Genomic DNA, 19819 nt, shown 5'->3' with positions numbered 1-19819 from the left:
CTATTTCTGGTTAAACGTGGAAAAAGTCAATTTCATCGAGATGAAGGCCGGCACGGCCGAAGAGTTCCAGATGCTGGCCGCCCGGGACGAGGCATACAGCCATGCGCTACCCGATCGGATCCTGGAGATCTTGTCAACACAGGCGAGCGACGATGGCGGCTACCAGGTCAATCGCCTGGAGCATGTCCTGCAGACCGCGACGCGTGCCTGTCGTGATGGGGCATCCGAGGCATGGATCGTTGCTGCGCTGCTGCATGATGTCGGTGACGTCCTGGCTCCGGACAATCATTCAGCCGTCGCGGCGGAGATTCTGCGGCCGTTTGTCTCGGACGAGATTTACTGGGTCATCCGGCACCATGGCGTCTTCCAGGGGGTCTACTACTGGCACCATATTGGTCGCGACAGGCACGCACGCGAGGCGTTTCGCGGGCACCCGTACTTTGCATCGGCCGAACGCTTCTGCGAACAGTGGGATCAAAACTCGTTCGATCCCCACTATGACACCCTGCCGCTGGAAGTCTTTGCGCCGATGGTAAGGCGTGTCTTCACGTCCCAGCCACATCATGCAGGTCAGCCTGCGTTGGCGCCGACGCCGAATCCCTGAGCCTTTTCGAGGAAGTTAGCCGTTTTCGCAGGGGTCGACTCAATCCGTGACGCGAGTGCCAGGCGGATGGAAACCGGGCTGCCGACGATGTCCTTATAGACAACGCCCTCGACCTGAATCTGGCAAACAGACGCAGGGACGATGGACACGCCGAACTCCGCTGCAACGAGATTCACAACCGAAGAGAGTTGCGGCGCTTCCTGCCCGGCGATGAGATCAAAACCGGCCTGCTTGCAGGCGCCGACAATGACGTCATGCAAGGTCGGACTCGCCTCGCGGGGTAGCAGGACAAAATGGTCTTCCGCCAATGCTTCGAGGGATATCCGGCGCCGCTTCGCAAGAGGATGGGTTGCGGGAAGCACGACCTTCATTGGCTCCACGGCAATGTGCTGCAGTTGAACCCCCGCCGGCGACTGCCCGCTCAATCGGACAAACGCCACATCGACACGGCCATCGTTGAGATAGGAGAGGAGTTGCGAGGTGTTGCCTTCCGCCAGGGTCAGGACAACATTGGGGTAATCCTGCCGATATGCGCGGATCAGCCTGGAGACCACGGGGTTGAACGCGGCAGAACCGGTAAATCCGATGTTGAGGCGCCCGATCTCGCCCCGTCCGGCGCTTTGTGCCTTTTCTACGGCCGCGCGCGTGTCATGGAGTATTCGCCGGGCATCCGCTGCGAACGCCTCGCCCGCTTCGGTCAGGACCACGCCATGCCCGGTCCGGCGAAACAGCTTTACACCGAGCTCCTCCTCCAGCGCGTGAATCTGCTGGCTGAGCGGCGGCTGGCCAATGCCGAGCTTTTCCGCTGCCCGCGTTACGTTGCGCTCGTCAGCGACGGCGAGAAAGTAGCGAATATGCCGCAGCTCCATGCGATATCTGCCGTCCTATATATCAGAAAGATGCGATAGATATTGGACAGTATATCAGCGGAAGGCCAAAATACGCGCGTATCACCCCTTGCCGGGGCTTCACGGTGTCGAAGACCGCGTTCGAATCGTGTTGTTCAAGGCAAAGGCGGCGAATCATCCCACTACAAGAAATCAGCGCCCCATGGAAAAGCAACTATCCACCAGGCCCGAATACCGGAATATCGGTATTTCGCAGATCGCGAAATACCGGTTGCCCTGGGCCGGCAAGGTATCCATCCTGCATCGCGTGAGCGGTGCCTTGATGTTCCTCCTCCTTCCCTTCGTCCTGTATCTGTTCGAGCAGAGCATCACCTCCGAACTGAGCTTCGCAAAGTTTTCGGCCCTGCTGTCCGGTGGCTTTGTCAAGCTGGTTGTGCTGGCCCTGATCTGGGGGTATCTGCATCATTTCTGCGCGGGTATCCGCTTCCTGCTGCTGGATGTGCACGTTGGTGTGTCCAAGCCCGCTTCGGCTAAGTCTGCCATCAGCGTGCTGGTTGTCAGCCTGCTGCTTACCCTGATTTTCGGCCTGAAGCTGTTCGGCCTGTTCTGAGGAGAATCAAGGTGGCAAATAACAATATCGGTCCCAAGCGTCTGGTCGTCGGTGCCCACTACGGCCTGAAAGACTGGCTCGCGCAACGCGTCACGGCCGTGATCATGGTGGTGTTCACCGTGGTCCTGGCCATTGCCTTCCTGCTGTCGAACGGCGCTTCGTACGAAGCGTGGGCAGGGCTCTTCGCCAACCAGTGGATGAAGATCATCACGTTCCTGACCATCCTGTCGCTGCTCTACCACGCCTGGATCGGCGTGCGCGACATCTGGATGGACTATGTGAGGCCGATGGCGGTGCGCCTCGTGCTGCAAGTACTTACGATTCTGTGGCTCGTCGGTTGCGCGGGCTACGCTGCTCAGATTCTCTGGAGGGTGTAATAAATGGTCGCAGTCAAGACTGGATTGCCGCGTCGCCGCTTTGACGTGGTCATCGTCGGTGCTGGCGGCGCCGGGATGCGCGCATCCCTCCAGCTCGCGGAAGCCGGCCTGAACGTGGCCGTGCTGTCCAAGGTGTTTCCGACCCGCTCGCACACCGTGGCGGCGCAGGGCGGCATCGGTGCCTCGCTGGGCAACATGAGCGAAGACAACTGGCACTATCACTTCTACGACACCATCAAGGGCTCGGACTGGCTGGGTGACCAGGACGCCATCGAGTTCATGTGCCGTGAAGCCCCGAAGGTCGTGTACGAGCTCGAACACTTCGGCATGCCGTTCGACCGCAACCCCGACGGCACCATCTACCAGCGCCCGTTCGGCGGCCACACCGCCAACTACGGCGAGAAGCCGGTGCAGCGCGCCTGCGCCGCGGCTGACCGTACCGGCCACGCGCTGCTGCACACGCTGTACCAGCGCAACGTGCGCGCCAAGACCCACTTCTTCGTCGAGTGGATGGCGCTGGACCTGATCCGCGACCAGGACGGCGACGTGCTGGGCGTGACCGCGCTGGAAATGGAAACCGGCGAGGTCTACATCCTCGAAGCCAAGACCACGCTGTTCGCGACCGGCGGTGCCGGCCGTATCTACGCCGCTTCCACCAACGCCTTCATCAACACCGGTGATGGCCTGGGCATGGCCGCACGCGCTGGCGTGCCGCTGGAAGACATGGAGTTCTGGCAGTTCCACCCGACCGGCGTGGCCGGCGCGGGCGTGCTGATCACCGAAGGCGTGCGCGGCGAAGGCGGTATCCTGCGCAACAAGGACGGCGAACGCTTCATGGAGCGCTATGCCCCGACGCTGAAGGACCTGGCGCCGCGTGACTTCGTCTCGCGCTCGATGGACCAGGAAATCAAGGAAGGCCGCGGCTGCGGCCCGAACGGCGACTACGTGCTGCTCGACCTGACCCACGTCGGTGCCGAGACCATCATGAAGCGACTGCCGTCGATCCGCGAAATCGGCATGAAGTTCGCCAACGTCGACGCGATCAAGGAACCGATCCCCGTGGTCCCGACCATCCACTACCAGATGGGCGGTATCCCGACGAACTATCACGGCCAGGTCGTGGTGCCGAAGAACGGCAACCCGAACGAAGTCCTGAACGGTTTCTATGCGATCGGCGAATGCTCGTGCGTGTCGGTGCACGGCGCCAACCGCCTGGGCACCAACTCGCTGCTCGACCTGGTGGTGTTCGGCCGTGCCGCCGGCAACCACATCATCGCGCAGAACCTGAAGCAGAAGGAACACAAGCCGCTGCCGGCCGATGCCGCCGACCTCGCGCTGTCGCGCCTGGCCAAGCTGCAGGCCACGTCGTCGGGCGAGTACACGCAGGACGTCGCCAACGACATCCGCAAGAACATGCAGTCGCATGCCGGCGTGTTCCGTACGCAGAAGCTGATGGACGAAGGCGTCGAGCGCATCCTGGAAGTGTCCGAGCGCGCCAACGACATCCACCTGAAGGACAAGTCCAAGGTCTTCAACACCGCGCTGGTGGAAGCCCTGGAAGTGGCCAACCTGGTGGAAGTGGCCAAGGCCACCATGATCTCGGCGGCGGCCCGCAAGGAATCGCGCGGTGCCCACGCGCACAGCGACTTCCCGAACCGCGACGACCAGAACTGGCTCAAGCACACGCTGTTCTACAGCGAAGGCAACCGCCTCGACTACAAGCCGGTGAAGATGGAACCGCTGACGGTGGAAAGCGTGCCGCCGAAGGCCCGTACCTTCTGAGCACCGCGTCGTAGAGAAAACAGGACCCACAGAAATGAAGCGTATTTTCGAAGTCTACCGCTACGATCCGGACAAGGATGCGGCACCGCGCATGCAGACCTACGAGGTCGAGCTGGACGGTCACGAGCGCATGCTGCTGGACGCGCTGGTCAAGCTCAAGAAGCTGGACGAGACCATCTCGTTCCGCCGCTCGTGCCGCGAAGGCGTGTGCGGCTCGGACGCGATGAACATCAACGGCAAGAACGGCCTGGCCTGCCTGACCAACATGCGCGAGCTGCCGGACCGCATCGTGCTGCGTCCGCTGCCCGGGCTGCCGGTGGTGCGCGACCTGATCGTCGACATGACGAACTTCTTCAAGCAGTACAACTCGATCAAGCCGTTCCTGATCAACGACGAGCCGCCGCCCGAGAAAGAGCGCCTGCAGTCGCCGGAAGAGCGCGACGAGCTGGATGGCCTGTACGAGTGCATTCTCTGCGCCAGCTGCTCGACGTCGTGCCCCTCGTTCTGGTGGAACCCGGACAAGTTCGTCGGCCCCGCCGGCCTGCTGCAGGCTTACCGCTTCATCGCGGACAGCCGTGACCAGGCCACCAGCGAGCGCCTGGACAACCTGAACGACCCGTACCGCCTGTTCCGCTGCCACAGCATCATGAACTGCGTCGACGTGTGCCCCAAGGGTCTGAACCCGACCAAGGCCATCGGCAAGATCAAGGAGCTGATGGTCCGCCGCGCTGTCTGATCCTGCGGCTGTCACTGTAGTAAGCGGCGCCAGCCATGCGCTGGCGCGCCCTTCCTGTCGCCCATGGCGTTCCTTGTGGGCGATTCCGTATAAAGCCAGCGCGCGTGGTCGCCCTGATGACCGTAATGCCATGGCTTGTTCATACGTCGTTAATTCATCTGGCTTCCCGCCGGGACCAGCGCAGCCACACCCGTTGCCGGCTCCCACCCGCCGCCGAGCGCCTTGAACGCCGCCACCGCGGCGCGGGCCGATTCGGCCTGTGCGTGCGCCCTGGCATCAGACGTGCGCAGCAGGCTCTCGTCAGCAAGCAGCACTTCGATCAGGCGAACGACGCCCTTCTGGTAGGCGGCTAGCGAGGCGTTTCGCGCCTGCGTGAGCGAGGCTTCGCCTTGTGCCAGTGTGCCGGCCTGGCTTTCACGATTGATCAGCGCGGAGAAGGCGTTTTCGACATCTTCGGTCGCGCGCAGCACGGCCTGCCGGTACGCCGCCAAAGCTTCAGCCTCCTGGCCTCGGGCCAGCTCGATCTGTGCATTGATGCGGCCGAAATCAAACAAGCGCCAGCGCAAGCCCAGCACGCCCGCTGCCTGGCTCGCGCCCGCTGAAAACAGGTTGCCGCTGGCTACGGTCGTGGCGCTGCCCAACAGGGCACTGATCGAGAACTTGGGGTAATACTCCGCCATCGCTACGCCGATGCGTGCGTTGGCCGCCGCCAGCCGGCGCTCCGCGACGATGAGGTCGGGCCTGCGTCGCAGCAGGTCCGCCGGCGAACCCGTGCCGGCGAGTTGCGGTGCGGCGGGAATCGTACCGGGACCGGCCAGTTCGGCGCGATACGTGCCCGGCGGGACAGCGAGCATCACGTCCAGCGCGTTCAACGCGGCATCGAGCCCGGTCTCCAGCACCGGGATGGTGGCGCTGACCTGAGCCAGCGCCCCCTCGGCCTGTCGGACTTCCAGTTCGGCTGCAAGCCCCTTGCTGAACAGCAGGCGAACCGTCGAGAGCAGCTTCTGCTGGGTCTCCATCTGCCGCCTGGCGATGCCGAGACGGGCCTGCAACCCACGCACGGTGATGTAGAGATCGGCCGTTTGCGCGGCCACGGCGAGGCGCGTCGCGGAGGCACCCGCTGTGGAGGCCTGGTACTCCGCCAGGGCGGCTTCCCGCCCGCGGCGCAGTCCGCCGAATACGTCCAGCTCCCAGCCGGCGCCGAGGTTTGCCTCGTAGGCGTTGCCATACCTGTCAAAGCCCGGCGTGGCATTCAGCAACTTGCCGACGGGCGTCTCGATCGACTGGTAGCTCCTGGCCGCCTGCGCGCTGGCGCTGCCTGAAGGCAGCAAGGCCGCGTTGGCCGCGCCGAGGCCCGCGCGTGCCTGGGTGACGCGCGCTGAGGCCTGCGCCAGGTCCAGGTTCTGCGCCAACGCCACAGACACCAGGCGGGTCAGCATCGGGTCACCGAATCCTTCCCACCACGTCGTCAGCTCCGCCGGCGTCGGCGCCTGCCTTTGTTCAACACCGGACTGTCCCAGGTAGCTTTGCGAAACCGGGGCATCCGGCTTTCTGTAGTCAGGGCCGACTGCGCAACCCGCCATGACGCCGGCACTCAGCAACAGGGTTAGATAGCGAGGAAAAGGCATGGATGTGCGGTACTCAAGATCGATCGGAACTGTGACTATATTATAAAACGGTCACTAGTTGTCAATGACCGTCTGCCACGGTAAGCTGGCCGAATGATCGAAACCACACCCCCTGTCCTGCCGTCCCGAGGCCCCGCGGACCACAACGTCCGCTCGCAGATCGTTGAGGCTGCCACCGAGCACTTCAGCCTCTACGGCTACGAGAAGACAACGGTTTCCGACCTCGCCAAGGCAATCGGCTTCTCCAAGGCATACATCTACAAGTTCTTCGATTCCAAGCAGGCGATCGGTGAAGTGATATGCGCCAACTGCCTGGGCGCGATCACAAGCGAGGTCGACGAGGCCCTTGCAGCGGTCCCGACCGCTTCCGAGCGCTTGCGGCGCCTTTTCAAGACGCTCGTCGAGGCCGGGGTGCGCCTGTTCTTCCAGGACCGCAAGCTCTACGCCATTGCCTCGGCGGCGGCGCAGGAGCGGTGGCAGCCGGTACTCGCCTATGAGGACCACATTCGGAATCTCGTCATGCGGATCGTGCTGGAGGGTCGCAAATCCGGGGAATTCGAGCGCAAGACACCGCTGGACGAGACCGCCAACGGCATCTACCTCGTCATGCGTCCCTACATCGATCCGTTGCTGCTGCAGCACAACCTCGATGTCGCCGCGGAGGCTCACGCCCAGCTTTCCAGCCTGATCCTGCGCAGCCTGGCTCCATAGGAAGGAACTGAACATTGCCGGAAGCGGCGCATCAGACGCCGCTTTTGTTTTGCGCCATTGTGACCATTGACTAAATTAGTCACCAGAACAATAATCCAGGTTCAGTCTCGCTCGAGAGGATCTTATGCTTCAGCACCGAATCGCCTTATCCGCCGCCGCGTGCGTGTTGCCACTTGTACTAGCCGCTTGCGGCGAGCCCGCGGCACCCGATCCCCGCAGCCAGCCTCCGCTGGTCAGGGTCGGAATCGTCCAGGATCCGGCCACCCCGACTCGTGCATTCACGGGAATCGTGGCCACCAGAATCCAGGGCGATCTGGGCTTTCGTGTGGCGGGCAAAGTCGTTGAGCGGCTCGTCGATACGGGCCAGGCCGTCAAGCGCGGCCAGCCGCTGATGCGCATCGATCCGAACGACCTGAAGCTGGCAGCGCATGCGCAGCAGGAGACGGTTGTTGCCGCGCGGGCACGGGCCAGGCAAACGGCGGAGGACGAAGCCCGGTATCGCGACCTGGTCGGGACCGGCGCGGTATCGGCCTCGGCCTATGACCAGATCAAGGCAGCGGCGGAGTCGGCCAGGGCCCAGCTCAAAGCAGCGGAAGCCCAGGCCGACGTGGCGAGGAATGCAACCGGCTACGCGGTCCTGGTCGCCGACGCCGACGGCGTTGTCGTGGAAACACTGGCCGATGCCGGGCAGGTCGTCAGTGCCGGCCAGGTGGTGGTGCGCGTGGCGCATGCCGGCCGGCGCGAAGCCGTCGTCCACCTGCCCGAAACGCTGCTGCCGCCGGTGGGTTCCGTTGGCGAGGCAACGCTCTACGGCAATGACACGCTGACCGTACCGGCGAAACTCAGGCAGCTTTCCAGCGCGGCGGACCGGCAGACCCGCACCTACGAAGCGAGGTACGTGCTCGAAGGCGCGCTGGCCGAGGCCCCGCTCGGCGCCACCGTTATCGTCCAGATCCCGGAAGTCAGCCGCACCGCCACGCAACCCGACCTGCAGGTGCCGATCGGCGCCCTCTTCGATCCGGGCAAAGGCCCGGGTGTGTGGATGCTGAACGGAAAATCCAACCGCGTCACCTGGCGCCCGGTGAAGGTCCGCAGCCTGGACGACGATGCCGCGCGCGTGGCGGGTGAGCTCAGGGCCGGCGACCGGATCGTGGCGCTCGGCGCGCACTTGCTGCGGGAAGGCGACCAGGTTCGGATCGCAGCCATTGGCACCAAGGCTACCCAGGCTTCCGGGGAAGGAGCGCTGCAATGAGTGGTTTCAACCTTTCGGCACTCGCGGTCCGCGAGCGGTCCGTCACGCTGTTCCTGATCATCCTGGTGTCGGTGGCAGGCGTCATCGCCTTCTTCCAGCTGGGCCGCGCGGAAGATCCCGCCTTCACGGTGAAAACCATGACTGTCATCACGGCCTGGCCGGGCGCGACGGCGCAGGAGATGCAGGACCAGGTGGCCGAACGGGTGGAAAAGCGCATGCAGGAATTGCGCTGGTACGACCGCACGGAGACCTACACGCGCCCCGGCCTGGCATTCACCACAGTAACCCTGCTCGACAGCACCCCCCCTTCGGAGGTCCAGGAAGAGTTTTACCAGGCCCGCAAGAAGATCCGGGATGAGTCCGCCGCCCTGCCCGCCGGCGTCATCGGCCCCATTGTCAACGACGAATATTCGGACGTGACCTTCGCGCTGTTCGCGTTGAAGGCCAGGGGCGAGTCGCAGCGGGCGCTCGTCCGCGATGCCGAAGCACTGCGGCAGCGCCTCCTGCACGTCGCCGGCGTGAAGAAGGTGAACATCATCGGGGAACAGTCCGAACGCATTTTCGTGAGCTTTTCCCATGACCGCCTGGCGACGTTGGGCATCTCGCCGCAGGCCATCCTGGCGGCGCTGAACAGCCAGAACACACTCACGCCCGCCGGTTCGATCGACACCGCGGGTCCCCAGGTGTTCATCCGCCTCGACGGCGCCTTCGACAAGCTGCAGAAGATCCGCGACACGCCGGTGGTGGCACAGGGCCGCACACTCAAGCTTTCGGATGTCGCCACGGTGGAACGTGGCTATGAAGATCCGGCGACCTTCCTCGTCCGCAACAACGGCGAACCCGCGTTGCTGCTGGGCGTCGTGATGCGAGACGGCTGGAACGGCCTGGACCTGGGCAAGGCGCTGGATGCGGAGGTGTCGGCGATCAATGAAGCATTGCCGCTCGGCATAAGCCTCACCAAGGTGACCGACCAGTCCGTCAACATCAGCGCATCGGTCGATGAGTTCATGGTCAAGTTCTTTGTCGCGCTGCTGGTGGTGCTGGTGGTGTGCTTCCTGAGCATGGGCTGGCGCGTCGGCATCGTCGTGGCTGCGGCTGTCCCGCTGACGCTGGCCGCGGTGTTCGTCGTGATGGCGGCCACAGGCAAGAGCTTCGACCGCATTACCCTGGGCGCGCTGATCCTGGCGCTGGGCCTGCTGGTGGACGACGCCATCATCGCGATCGAAATGATGGTGGTCAGGATGGAGGAAGGCTACAGCCGCATTGCCGCCTCGGCCTATGCCTGGAGCCATACTGCCGCGCCGATGCTGTCCGGCACCCTGGTCACTGCGGTGGGCTTCATGCCTAACGGCTTTGCCCGCTCCACGGCCGGCGAATACACCAGCAACATGTTCTGGATCGTGGGCATTGCGCTGATCGTGTCCTGGATCGTCGCCGTTGCCTTTACGCCTTACCTTGGCGTCAAGCTGCTGCCCGAGATCGGCAAGGCGAAAGGTGGTCACGACGCCATCTATGGCACGCCCAACTACAACCGCTTCCGTCGTCTGCTGGGGCTTGTGATCCGGCGCAAGTGGATCGTGGCCGCGGTCGTGGTGGGCGGCTTCGCGGTGTCGGTGCTGGGCATGGGCATTGTGAAGAAGCAATTCTTCCCGACTTCCGATCGCCCCGAGGTGCTGGTCGAAGTGCAGATGCCCTATGGCACTGCCATCGGCGGGACCAGCGCGGCCACGTCAAAGGTCGAAGCCTGGCTCGCCAGGCAGCCGGAAGCGAAGATCGTGACGGCCTACGTCGGCCAGGGCGCGCCCCGCTTCTATCTCGCCATGGCGCCGGAGTTGCCGGACCCCTCCTTTGCGAAGATCGTGGTGCGGACCGAGAGCCAGGACGAACGTGAAGCGCTGAAGGTCCGCTTGCGCCAGGCAATTGCCGACGGGCTGGCGCCGGAGGCCCGCGTGCGCGTCAGCCAGCTGGTGTTCGGTCCCTACTCGCCCTTCCCGGTCGCATTCCGCGTCGCCGGGCCGGATCCGGACAAGCTGCGTGCCATTGCCGCGGACGTGCGCCAGGTAATGGACGCCAGCCCGCTGATGAGAACCGTCAATACCGATTGGGGGTCGCGAGCACCCGCCCTGCACTTCACGCTGCAGCAGGATCGTCTGCAGGCCGTCGGCCTGACTTCCAGCGGCGTCGCGCAGCAATTGCAGCTGCTCCTTAACGGCGTGCCGGTCACCGAAGTCCGGGAGGACATCCGCTCGGTACAGGTCCTTGCCCGCGCCGCCGGCGACATCCGACTGGATCCCGCAAAGATCTCCGGCTTCACGTTGACCGGGGCGGCGGGACAGCGGATTCCGCTCTCCCAGGTAGGCACCGTCGATGTGCGCATGGAAGATCCGATCCTGCGCCGCCGCGACCGTACGCCGACGATCACGGTACGCGGCGATATCGCCGAGGGGCTGCAGCCGCCCGATGTATCCGCGGCTATCCAGCAGCAACTGCAGCCGATCGTCGCCAGGTTGCCGGCAAGCTACCGGATCGAACAGGCAGGCGCCATCGAGGAGTCCGACAAGGCCACCAAGGCGTTGCTGCCGCTGTTCCCGATCATGCTGGCCCTGACCTTGCTGATCGTCATCCTGCAAGTGCGTTCGATCTCCGCCATGGTGATGGTGCTTGCCACCAGCCCGCTGGGCTTGATCGGTGTGGTCCCTACCTTGCTGCTGTTCCAGCAGCCGTTCGGGATCAACGCCCTGGTCGGGCTGATCGCGCTGTCCGGCATCCTGATGCGCAACACATTGATCCTGATCGGGCAGATCCACCAGAACAAGCAAGCCGGCATGGCGCCGTTCGATGCGGTCGTCGAGGCGACGGTGCAACGTACCCGGCCGGTGCTCCTGACCGCGCTGGCGGCGATCCTGGCCTTCATTCCGCTGACGCATTCGGTGTTCTGGGGAACGCTGGCCTACACGCTGATCGGCGGCACCTTTGCCGGCACGGTGCTGACCCTGGTGTTCCTGCCAGCGATGTATGCGATCTGGTACCGGATCAGGGTGCCTGCCGATGCGAACGAGATCAATCCGGGCAAGCCTGCAGTGACGCAGCACCCCACGGATCTGAACGACAGTGGCGCGGGCGCTCCTGCAAGCACCACATGACGCGAGTGGCCGCGACCGTCCTTGCGAGGCCGCGGCCAACCTGCATGTCAAGCCGCAACGCCGTTACGGCGTGACGATACCCCGCGTGCGCCGATGCTATCCGTCGGCATCTCCCGGCGGGATTTTGCCTGTCCTGCAGCCCGCGTCCGCTGCCCCCTGGCAGGCGGAGCAGGCTCATGTCCGGGTCAACACCCCGGGGCCAACAGGTGGGTCATGCCTCTTTCGCAACAGCCGTTTGCTGCGACGGTTTCCCGTCCGCCGCCATTCCCTTTGCGGCGACAGCAATGGCTGCGAAAAGAGATGGCACGGCGAGGATGCTCAGGATCGCGCTCATGTCGAGGCCCAGCTGCAACAGCGTGCCACCGGCGACAGCGCCGAGGATGCCGCCAAAGCGCCCGATGCCGAGCATCCAGCCGACGCCGCAGGCGCGGCCCTGCGTTGGATAGAACGAGGCGGCCAGCGCGGGCATCGAGACCAGGCCCGCCCCCATGAACAGCCCGGCGACCGGCGTCAGCATCGTCAGGTATGACCCATTGCTCGCGTGCCCCATTGCCAGCGTGAATACGGCCGCAAAGAAATAGGCCAGGCCGATGACGCGATGCGGATTGATGCGGTCCATCAGCCAGCCGCACGCCATGGCGCCCAGCGTGCCGCCCAGCGGGAACAGGGCTGCGATCAGGGAGGCTTCAGCCGGTGTCGCGCCGGTTTCGTTGACCAGGGTCGGCATCCAGCTCGTCACCAGGTAGAAGACAAGGACACCCATGAAATAGGTCGTCCAGAGCATGAACGTTCCCATCCGATACTTTTGCGACAGGATCAGCCAGAGCGGCGAGCGCAGCCTGTCGGCCTGGTCATCGGGCAAGGTAAAGCGGGACGCCTGGAACTGCGCGGAACCTGCGATGCGTCCCAGCACCGTCCTGATCCGTTCCGCCGGCCAGTCGCGCAGGACCATGAACCGGATCGATTCCGGCAGCGCAAGCACCATGACGGCAAGGACCAGCGGCACCACGCCGCCGACGATAAAGACGCTGCGCCAGCCAAGCTCGGGAATCATGACCGCGGCAAGGAAGCCACCGCCGGCGGCACCCAGCGTAAAGCCGCAGAACATGCTGTTCACCAGGAACGCGCGGCGCCTGGCGGGCGCATACTCGGCCAGCAGCGTGGTCGCGTTGGGAATGGCGGCACCCAGCCCCATGCCCGTCAGGAAGCGCCAGCCGGACAGCTCGACGGCGGACGCCGCCGACGCGGTGGCAAGGCTGAACAGGCCGAAGACGGCCACCGATACAACCAGCACGGGCTTGCGCCCGAACCGGTCCGCAAAGGGGCCGGCGATCAGCGCGCCGAGTGCAAGGCCAACCAGCGAAGCGCTCAGCACATTGCCCATCGCCAGCTTGGAAACGCCCCACTCCCTGGTCAGGGATGGCGCGACATAGCCGATCGCGGCCGTGTCGAAGCCATCCGCCACCACCACCAGGAAGCAGACGATGAGGACCATCCATTGGTAAGGCGAGAATCTCTGGCTGTCGATAAACGCCTGGACGTCAACCGTCCCCGGCGAGCTGGATTGCTGTGGTTTCATGTGCTTTGTCTCCGTTATCCGTCATGCCATGATGATCGTCATATAGATGGGCGTACGATCGCGGCGGCCATGTCGTTCCACATGCCGCGCGTCGTCAGATTCCTGCAATGCCCCGCTGATGTATCCAGCGTCTACATGCTAGTCAGGCGGACCGGCATGGTCAAGGACGAACATCCTGCCGCTGCCTTGGTGCTATCCCTAGTGAAGGGGGTGGCCCGCATCCATTGGCAGCCACATTTCCTGGCGCAATCGGCAGCCTGCGGGAATCGCCCGATGCAATGATGACCGTAATGCTATATATTGCAGACACTCACGCCCTGTCATTCTTCGCTCCAGATCATGCGCTACTCGCTCGACCAGAAGGCTGAAACCCACAAGCACATCGTCAAGGCCGCCTCGACGCAATTCCGCAAGCACGGCGTCAACGGCATCGGCGTTGCGCAGCTGATGAAAAGCGCCGGCCTCACCCATGGTGGCTTCTACGCACATTTCGAATCCAAGGATGCGCTGGTTGCCGAGGCCGTCGACGCGGCCTTTGACCAGACCATGGATTTCCTGCAAGAGGCGACGTCGGTAACCTCTTCCCGGCAGCGCAAGCAAGCCGTGGTCCAGGCGTATGTGAACAAGAAGCACCGCGACAATCCCGGATCGGGTTGCGCCATCGCGGCACTCGGCGCCGATGTGTCGCGCCTTGACGCCAAGACGCGCAAGCGCTTCGAGGCGCGCGTGACCGCACTGATCGAAGCCATTGCAGGGGGCGATGACGAGGCCGCGCGCAAGGACGCCATCGTCACGCTGTCGGCCATGGTCGGCGGGATGGTGCTGGCGCGTTCCGTCAGGTCGGAAGCGCTGTCCAGCGAAATCCTGGATGCACTCCAGACCTCCCTGTAGGGCGCTCGCCCCTGCACCGGCCCCTGCACCAGCCCCTGCGCCGATATGAGCCAATCCGGATTCCTCCCGATGCCATGTCCTGTCGCACAGGCATCGGCAGTACTGGGCGAACGCTGGGTCATCCTGATCCTGCGCGAGGCGTATTACGGGTCGACACGATTCGAGGAGTTCCAGCGCCGGCTCGGCATCGCTTCCAACATCCTGAGCGCCAGGCTCCAGACAATGACCGATCATGGCCTGCTGGCACGCAGGAAGCCTGAAGGCAGCACACGTTGCGCGTACTTCCTGACCGAGAGCGCACGCGATTTCCTGCCGACGTACCTGAGCCTCAAGGCGTGGGCGGAACGATGGGTAGCGGAACCGAAGCGGCGCGCCAAGCGCTTCGTGGACAAGCAAACAGGCGTTGAGATCGCAGCGCCACCGCTGGCACGCGCCGATGGTTCGCCGATCGCCTTCGACGACATCGAGGTTGTCGACGCCCAGGTACGGTAGCTCCCCATTGCGGCCCGCGCCATCCCGCTGCGACGCGGGGGCAGGCGGTGCGTTAGCGCTAATATGGAGGCCTGACGACATCGCGACCCGCATTTTCATGACGACCACCACCAAGCGCCCGGCCCGCCAAAGCTATCACCATGGCAACCTGCGGGAAGAAATGATCCGCTGCGGCCGCGAAATCCTCGCCAGCCAGGGCGTCCATGGACTGACCCTGCGCTCCGCGGCCAAGCTCGCCGGAGTGTCACACGGCGCGCCGCGCAACCAGTTTTCCGACAAGGAAGGCCTGCTGGCCGCCATCGCCGCCGAAGGGTTCCGCGAACTGGTTGCGGTGCGGCGGGCCCGCCTCGCGCCGGAGATGAGCGCCGAGGCGCGGCTGCTCACGATCATGGATGGCTACATCGAGTTCGCCGTCAAGCATCCCGCGCTGTTCTACCTGATGTTCGGGCCGCAGATCGAGGATAAGGAACGGTATCCGGAGTTGCTGGAAGCCGGCAGCGCGTCTTACCAGCTGTTGTCTGGCGGGGTCCATGATTACTTCCGCGAGAACGGTCTTGCCGAGCAGTTCGACGACATGATGGTGCGCTGCGCGTGGTCGGCCATGCACGGTGTCAGCATGTTCTTCAGTGCCAGGCCGGCGGGGCCCAGCCCGCGCCCGCGCGTGGCGCTGGCCCAATGGCGGCAGAGCGTACAGCAGTTCGTGCTGACCGGCCTGCTGGCTGCGGGCCAGAAAAAGGCCGCGGCGGCCAACGAGGCCGCCGCAGGCAAACCGAAGGCAAGGCCACGCAGCGCCGCGCAGGCGTAACCCTCCCCCAGGTCCTTCAGCTTGCGCCGGGCGGCTCCAGCGCATCGGCAAGCGCGCGCTTCAGCATCACCCGGCCAAGCTGCAGCCGGTATGCCCCATCGGCAAAGTTGTCCGCCAGCGGGGTCACGTTGGCGAACGCCGCTTCGACGATGGCATCGACCTTGCCCGGCAGGTCTGAGAAGCTGCCTTCCAGCAACGCCCCGGCCTCCCATGCGCGGAATGCCGTGTCGGCAACGCCGGTGATGGCGATCCTTCCCCATGCGTAGCCGTCTTTGCCGACGCTGATCGCAACGGCCGCCGCAGCGACCGCGTAGCCGGACGACGGATGGCGGAACTTGCGGTAGGCAACCCTGCCCGGCGCCGGCAATGGCACGTGGATGCGCGTCAGGATCTCGTCCGGCTCGACGGCTGTCGCCATGAAGCCGGCAAAGAACTCGTGCGCGGGAATGCGCGTGCTTCCGTGTGCGCCTACGACTTCCATCTCCGCGTCCATGGCAAGCGCGACAGCCGGCCAGTCGGCCGACGGATCCGCGTGCACCAGCGCGCCGCCGATCGTGCCACGGTTCCTGACGGTAGGATCGGCAATCACCGTCGCGGCGAGCGGGAACAGCGGGGCCAGTTGCTTCAGTGCCGCGCTCGCCTCGAGTTCGGCGTGGGTCGTGGCGCTGCCGATGGAAACGGAATCCTCGTGGACCACGATCCCGCGAAGTTCGGGCAGGCGGCCGATGTCCACCAGCAGTCCGGGCCGCGCGAGCCTGAGCTTCATCATCGGTAGCAGCGTATGGCCGCCGGCCAGGATCTTCGCCTCGGGGTGTTGGGCAAGGGCGGCGAGTGCCTGTTGCACGCTGCCGGCCCTGAGGTACTCGACTTCGTATGGAATCATGTCGCGCTCCGGCTCTGTTGGATGGCACGCCAGACCTTCGGCGGCGTCAGCGGCATATCGAGATGGGATATGCCGAATGGCTTCAGTGCATCGCATACCGCCGCGACCACCGCGGGCGGCGCACCGACGCAGCCCGCCTCCCCGATGCCCTTGACGCCAATCGGGTTCGACGGCGCCGGCGAGACATGGAAACCGGTGCGCATGCGGGGAACCTGCTCGATGCGCGGAAAGCCGTAGTCGAGCAGCGATCCGGACAGCAGTTGCCCAGCATCGTCGTAGCTGGCTTCTTCGAACAGCGCCTGGCCAATACCCTGCGCGATGCCACCGTGCATCTGGCCGTGGCAAAGCATCGGGTTGATCATGACCCCCACGTCGTCGACCGCGACATAGTCCAGGATCGTCACCACGCCTGTCTCCGCATCGACCTCCACGACCACGGCATGGCAGCCATTCGGTGCTCCCAGGGCGACCGGCTCATAGAAGACGCGCTCATCCAGCCCTGCTTCAAAATCCCGGGGCAGCTTGTGCGCAAGGTATGCCATCCTTGCCACCTGCGAGAACGGGATAACGGTGGGATTGGCTGCGCTCGAGAACTGGCCATCTGCATAGTCCACCTCCGCTTCCGGGACTTCCAGCATGAAGGCGGCGATGCGCCTGGCCCTGGCGAGGATCTTGCCCGCTGCCACGTAGGCAGCACTGCCGCCCACCGGCATCGAGCGTGAATTGAACGTGCCGTGGCCAGCCAGCACGCGGTCGGTGTCGCCCTGCACGACATCGATATCTTCCATCGGCAGTTGCAGGGCTTCCGCGACGATCTGCGCGAAGCTGGTGGCATGGCCGTGGCCCTGCGGCATCGACCCGCTGAACAGCGTCACCTTGCCGTCCGAATGCACGCGGATATGCGCGCTTTCCCAGCCGCCGCGGTTGAACCCGACCTTCTCCAGCATCGGCGAAATGCCCATGCCGACCAGTTCCAGATAGCAGATCACGCCGATGCCGATGTATCTGCCCTGCTCGCGCAGCGCCGCCTGCTCCGTCCGCCAGCGCCGGTAGCCGATCAGTTCGGTCGCCTTGTTCAGGCAGGCTTCGTAGTCGCCGGAATCCCACCTGCCGCGCGCGCCGTCATGCGGCAGATAGGGAAACTGATCGGGCTGCACCAGGTTGCGGCGCCGCAGCTCCACCGGATCCAGGTCCAGTTCTCCTGCCACGGCGTCCATCAGCCGCTCGATGATGTAAGCGGCTTCCGGGCGTCCGGCACCGCGGTACGCGTCGACCGGCGTGGTATTGGTCGTTACCAGGTTCACCTCCACGTCGACCGAGGAAATCTGGTAGTTGCCCGTGATGTAGTTGGCCGTGTTGACGGTGGGAATACCCGTCGCCATGTTCGACAGGTAGGCGCCAAGGTTGGCGAACGAGCGCACCCGGATCCCCAGCACCTTGCCGTCGGTCGTGACAGGCGCTTCCACATACTCGGTATGCGCACGGCCATGCGTAGTCGCGACGAAATTCTCGCTGCGCGTCTCGGTCCAGCTTACCGGGAGCCCGAAATGCCTGGAAGCGAACGCCACCAGCACCTCTTCCGCGTAGAAATGCATCTTCGCGCCGAATCCGCCGCCGATATCGGGCGCCACGATCCGGACCCGGTGCTCGGGCCAGCGCAGGGTTTCCGCCAGCCAGCGTCTCGACATATGCGGAACCTGGGTCGGGACGATAAACGTGAGACGCTCGTCAACCGGGTCGAAATTCGCGCACAAGGCGCGCGGTTCAAGCGGGCTGGGTATCAGCCTCTGGTTCACCAGCCGGATCGATATCACGCGATCGGCGCGTTTCAATGCATCCTCGTAGCTGCCGCCCTTGAGTCGGAACGTGCCGATGTGATTGCCCGGCACGTTATCGTGAAGCTGGGGCGCCGTGTCAGACAGCGCGGCTTCCGCATCGACGACCGGCGGCAATTCTTCATAGCCTACCGCGACGAGTTCGGCGGCATCCGCCGCGATTTCCCGACTCTCGGCCACCACCATCGCCACGGCCTCCCCGACGTACCGCACGCGCTCCGCCGCAAGCGGAGGATGCGGTGGCACCCTGGAATTGCCCACCACCCAGTTCGGCCGGATGTCGCCGACCTTGCCGTGGATATCCGCATAGGTCAGCACGCCGATCACGCCGGGAAGCGCGCGCGCGGCTGACGTGTCGACTCCGGTGACGCTGGCGTGGGCATATGGCGACCTGACAAAGGCCGCGTAGACCATGCCAGGGAACTGATGGTCATCAGTGAACCTGCCCTGGCCACTCATCAGGCGCTTGTCCTCCCGTCGCCTGACCGATTTGCCGATGTACCGGGTTGCGCTGCCGTTCAGTGCTTCGCTCATCTCAGGCCTCCCCTTGCATGGCGGCTGGCGCTTGCTGCAGCCTGGTGGCGGCAAGCAGCACCGCATCGACGATGTTCTGATACCCGGTGCAGCGGCACAGGTTGCCGTGCAGCGCTTCCCTGACGTCGATTTCGGCCGGCGCGGGGTGATGCTCCAGCAGCGCGCGCGCCGCCAGCAGCATCCCCGGGGTGCAGAATCCGCATTGCAAGCCATGCAACTCGTTAAAGGCTTGCTTGAGCGCCGATGTGGTGTGGTCGTGCTCCATCCCTTCGATCGTGCGAAGGTCGCATCCGTCCGTCTGTGCGGCAAGTACCGTGCAAGACTTCACGGTCGCCCCGTCCACAAGCACCGTGCAAGCGCCGCACTGGGAGGTATCGCAGCCGATGTGAACGCCGGTCAGGCGCTTCTGGTCCCGCAGCATATGCACCAGCAGCCGCCTTGGCTCGATCTCGGTCGTCCCCGTCACGCCATTGATGGTGTTTTCAATTTTCACGGTCACCTCTGTGTTCCGTTAGCACCTTCAGCATCAGCACACGCGATGCGTATAGTATTACGAACATCATACTAAAGGCCAAAAAATTTTTGGGTGCACTTCCCTTCCGTCCGACGCTCATTCAGGGGAAGTTTACAGGGCGGCACTTTGCTCCATCTCTTGCGTGACCAGCTGTTCGAAGCGGGAAAAGAACTCCGCCAGGAACTTGTTCGCGACGGAGCCCACCAGACGGGATCCGATCTGTGCGAGCTTTCCGCCGATCTGGGCTGCGGCCACATAGTGCAGCGTGGTACCACCATCGACGTCTTCCAGCCGGACGTCGGCACCCAGCTTGCCATATCCCGCGACGCCACCGCTCCCGCTGCCTTCGATGTGGTAGCCGACGCCTTCGAGGTGGTCGGAAAAGCGGACTGTTCCCTTGAAGCGAGCCTTGATCGGCCCGACGGCCGCGACGATGACCGCGTCATACCCGCCGTCTTCCCCTTGCCCGTACTGTTCACATCCCGGCAAGCACTGCTGCAAAGTCGCCGGATCGTTCAAGCGCTTCCAGACCTCTGCCCTGGGAGCCTTGATTACCTGTTTGCCAGTGAATTCCAATACTTCCTCCTATCGGCTT

At 64.3% G+C, this 19819-nt stretch carries 18 protein-coding genes; 11 read left to right on the top strand and 7 right to left on the bottom strand.

The window, feature by feature from the left end:
* Window positions 1-16: 16 nt before the first annotated feature.
* Window positions 17-604, top strand: a complete 588-nt coding sequence (locus LPA45_RS08045) for an HD domain-containing protein (RefSeq protein ID WP_233528452.1) — start codon at window positions 17-19, stop codon at window positions 602-604.
* On the opposite strand, the gene LPA45_RS08040 is transcribed toward LPA45_RS08045, so the two are convergent.
* Window positions 571-1473, bottom strand: a complete 903-nt coding sequence (locus LPA45_RS08040; RefSeq protein ID WP_116323539.1) for a LysR family transcriptional regulator — start codon at window positions 1471-1473, stop codon at window positions 571-573. The two genes, LPA45_RS08045 and LPA45_RS08040, sit on opposite strands and share 34 nt — an antisense overlap.
* Window positions 1474-1654: 181 nt before the next feature.
* Between LPA45_RS08040 and sdhC the strand changes: the two genes are divergently transcribed.
* From sdhC to LPA45_RS08020, 4 genes are read left to right on the top strand one after another with little or no spacing between them, the layout of a single operon-like run.
* Window positions 1655-2062, top strand: a complete 408-nt coding sequence (sdhC, locus tag LPA45_RS08035; protein WP_271815643.1) for a succinate dehydrogenase, cytochrome b556 subunit — start codon at window positions 1655-1657, stop codon at window positions 2060-2062.
* A gap of 11 nt (window positions 2063-2073) precedes the next feature.
* Complete coding sequence (gene sdhD / locus LPA45_RS08030) at window positions 2074-2439, top strand: succinate dehydrogenase, hydrophobic membrane anchor protein (protein WP_116324062.1); 366 nt, start codon at window positions 2074-2076, stop codon at window positions 2437-2439.
* A gap of 3 nt (window positions 2440-2442) precedes the next feature.
* The gene (sdhA, locus tag LPA45_RS08025; protein ID WP_367394574.1) at window positions 2443-4221 is read left to right on the top strand and encodes a succinate dehydrogenase flavoprotein subunit; all 1779 of its coding nucleotides are present in this window, start codon (window positions 2443-2445) and stop codon (window positions 4219-4221) included.
* Between the two features lie 34 nt (window positions 4222-4255).
* Window positions 4256-4957 carry a succinate dehydrogenase iron-sulfur subunit gene (locus LPA45_RS08020; protein WP_011298473.1) on the top strand — a complete coding sequence of 234 codons (702 nt, stop codon included), beginning with the start codon at window positions 4256-4258 and terminating at the stop codon, window positions 4955-4957.
* 149 nt (window positions 4958-5106) lie between these two features.
* Here LPA45_RS08020 and LPA45_RS08015 read toward each other — a convergent pair whose 3' ends face one another.
* The gene (locus tag LPA45_RS08015; RefSeq protein WP_116322622.1) at window positions 5107-6585 is read right to left on the bottom strand and encodes an efflux transporter outer membrane subunit; all 1479 of its coding nucleotides are present in this window, start codon (window positions 6583-6585) and stop codon (window positions 5107-5109) included.
* Between the two features lie 93 nt (window positions 6586-6678).
* On the opposite strand from LPA45_RS08015, the gene LPA45_RS08010 reads away from it, so the two are divergent.
* From LPA45_RS08010 to LPA45_RS08000, 3 genes are all read left to right on the top strand, one after another.
* On the top strand, window positions 6679-7296 hold the full coding sequence (locus LPA45_RS08010) for a TetR/AcrR family transcriptional regulator (protein ID WP_116322621.1): 618 nt from the start codon (window positions 6679-6681) through the stop codon (window positions 7294-7296).
* A 124-nt stretch (window positions 7297-7420) separates the two neighbouring features.
* Window positions 7421-8548: an efflux RND transporter periplasmic adaptor subunit gene (locus LPA45_RS08005; protein WP_116322620.1), complete on the top strand. Its 1128-nt coding sequence runs from the start codon at window positions 7421-7423 to the stop codon at window positions 8546-8548.
* The gene (locus LPA45_RS08000) at window positions 8545-11691 is read left to right on the top strand and encodes an efflux RND transporter permease subunit (protein WP_116322619.1); all 3147 of its coding nucleotides are present in this window, start codon (window positions 8545-8547) and stop codon (window positions 11689-11691) included. The genes LPA45_RS08005 and LPA45_RS08000 overlap by 4 nt, the downstream gene beginning before the upstream one ends.
* 211 nt (window positions 11692-11902) lie before the next feature.
* On the opposite strand, the gene LPA45_RS07995 is transcribed toward LPA45_RS08000, so the two are convergent.
* A complete protein-coding gene (locus tag LPA45_RS07995; protein WP_116322618.1) occupies window positions 11903-13270 on the bottom strand; it encodes an MFS transporter in 1368 nt (455 codons plus the stop codon).
* A 339-nt stretch (window positions 13271-13609) separates the two neighbouring features.
* Between LPA45_RS07995 and LPA45_RS07990 the strand changes: the two genes are divergently transcribed.
* The 3 genes from LPA45_RS07990 to LPA45_RS07980 all read left to right on the top strand — a co-directional run bounded on the left by LPA45_RS07990 (window position 13610) and on the right by LPA45_RS07980 (window position 15458).
* Window positions 13610-14161, top strand: a complete 552-nt coding sequence (locus LPA45_RS07990; RefSeq protein ID WP_116322617.1) for a TetR/AcrR family transcriptional regulator — start codon at window positions 13610-13612, stop codon at window positions 14159-14161.
* A 69-nt stretch (window positions 14162-14230) separates the two neighbouring features.
* Window positions 14231-14653 (top strand): helix-turn-helix domain-containing protein, encoded by a 423-nt coding sequence (locus tag LPA45_RS07985; RefSeq protein ID WP_233528348.1) that lies wholly within the window; start codon window positions 14231-14233, stop codon window positions 14651-14653.
* 97 nt (window positions 14654-14750) lie between these two features.
* On the top strand, window positions 14751-15458 hold the full coding sequence (locus LPA45_RS07980; protein ID WP_116322615.1) for a TetR/AcrR family transcriptional regulator: 708 nt from the start codon (window positions 14751-14753) through the stop codon (window positions 15456-15458).
* A gap of 16 nt (window positions 15459-15474) precedes the next feature.
* On the opposite strand, the gene LPA45_RS07975 is transcribed toward LPA45_RS07980, so the two are convergent.
* The 4 genes from LPA45_RS07975 to LPA45_RS07960 form a co-directional block, all read right to left on the bottom strand.
* Window positions 15475-16341, bottom strand: coding sequence for a xanthine dehydrogenase family protein subunit M (locus tag LPA45_RS07975; RefSeq protein ID WP_116322614.1), 867 nt, complete (start codon window positions 16339-16341; stop codon window positions 15475-15477).
* Window positions 16338-18710 (bottom strand): xanthine dehydrogenase family protein molybdopterin-binding subunit, encoded by a 2373-nt coding sequence (locus LPA45_RS07970; RefSeq protein ID WP_116322613.1) that lies wholly within the window; start codon window positions 18708-18710, stop codon window positions 16338-16340. The genes LPA45_RS07975 and LPA45_RS07970 overlap by 4 nt, the downstream gene beginning before the upstream one ends.
* Window position 18711: 1 nt before the next feature.
* On the bottom strand, window positions 18712-19209 hold the full coding sequence (locus LPA45_RS07965; RefSeq protein WP_376790637.1) for a (2Fe-2S)-binding protein: 498 nt from the start codon (window positions 19207-19209) through the stop codon (window positions 18712-18714).
* A 126-nt stretch (window positions 19210-19335) separates the two neighbouring features.
* A complete protein-coding gene (locus LPA45_RS07960) occupies window positions 19336-19800 on the bottom strand; it encodes a carbon monoxide dehydrogenase subunit G (RefSeq protein ID WP_317922446.1) in 465 nt (154 codons plus the stop codon).
* Between the last annotated feature and the right edge of the window lie 19 nt (window positions 19801-19819).

This window comes from Cupriavidus sp. Agwp_2 (genome assembly GCF_040784895.1).
Classification (GTDB): domain Bacteria; phylum Pseudomonadota; class Gammaproteobacteria; order Burkholderiales; family Burkholderiaceae; genus Cupriavidus.
Note: the sequence above shows the minus strand (reverse complement) of the source record. Positions and strands in the feature narration are given on the sequence as shown.

What these genes read in the sequence shown, in the direction of transcription:
- LPA45_RS07970 (WP_116322613.1), bottom strand. Translation starts at nt 18,710, where the DNA reads ATGAGCGAAGCACTGAACGGCAGCGCAACCCGGTACATCGGCAAATCG.
- LPA45_RS08005 (WP_116322620.1), top strand. Translation starts at nt 7,421, where the DNA reads ATGCTTCAGCACCGAATCGCCTTATCCGCCGCCGCGTGCGTGTTGCCA.
- LPA45_RS08015 (WP_116322622.1), bottom strand. Translation starts at nt 6,585, where the DNA reads ATGCCTTTTCCTCGCTATCTAACCCTGTTGCTGAGTGCCGGCGTCATG.
- LPA45_RS08040 (WP_116323539.1), bottom strand. Translation starts at nt 1,473, where the DNA reads ATGGAGCTGCGGCATATTCGCTACTTTCTCGCCGTCGCTGACGAGCGC.
- LPA45_RS07995 (WP_116322618.1), bottom strand. Translation starts at nt 13,270, where the DNA reads ATGAAACCACAGCAATCCAGCTCGCCGGGGACGGTTGACGTCCAGGCG.
- sdhA (WP_367394574.1), top strand. Translation starts at nt 2,443, where the DNA reads ATGGTCGCAGTCAAGACTGGATTGCCGCGTCGCCGCTTTGACGTGGTC.
- sdhC (WP_271815643.1), top strand. Translation starts at nt 1,655, where the DNA reads ATGGAAAAGCAACTATCCACCAGGCCCGAATACCGGAATATCGGTATT.
- LPA45_RS07980 (WP_116322615.1), top strand. Translation starts at nt 14,751, where the DNA reads ATGACGACCACCACCAAGCGCCCGGCCCGCCAAAGCTATCACCATGGC.
- LPA45_RS08000 (WP_116322619.1), top strand. Translation starts at nt 8,545, where the DNA reads ATGAGTGGTTTCAACCTTTCGGCACTCGCGGTCCGCGAGCGGTCCGTC.
- LPA45_RS07985 (WP_233528348.1), top strand. Translation starts at nt 14,231, where the DNA reads ATGCCATGTCCTGTCGCACAGGCATCGGCAGTACTGGGCGAACGCTGG.
- LPA45_RS08010 (WP_116322621.1), top strand. Translation starts at nt 6,679, where the DNA reads ATGATCGAAACCACACCCCCTGTCCTGCCGTCCCGAGGCCCCGCGGAC.
- LPA45_RS07975 (WP_116322614.1), bottom strand. Translation starts at nt 16,341, where the DNA reads ATGATTCCATACGAAGTCGAGTACCTCAGGGCCGGCAGCGTGCAACAG.
- LPA45_RS08020 (WP_011298473.1), top strand. Translation starts at nt 4,256, where the DNA reads ATGAAGCGTATTTTCGAAGTCTACCGCTACGATCCGGACAAGGATGCG.
- LPA45_RS07990 (WP_116322617.1), top strand. Translation starts at nt 13,610, where the DNA reads ATGCGCTACTCGCTCGACCAGAAGGCTGAAACCCACAAGCACATCGTC.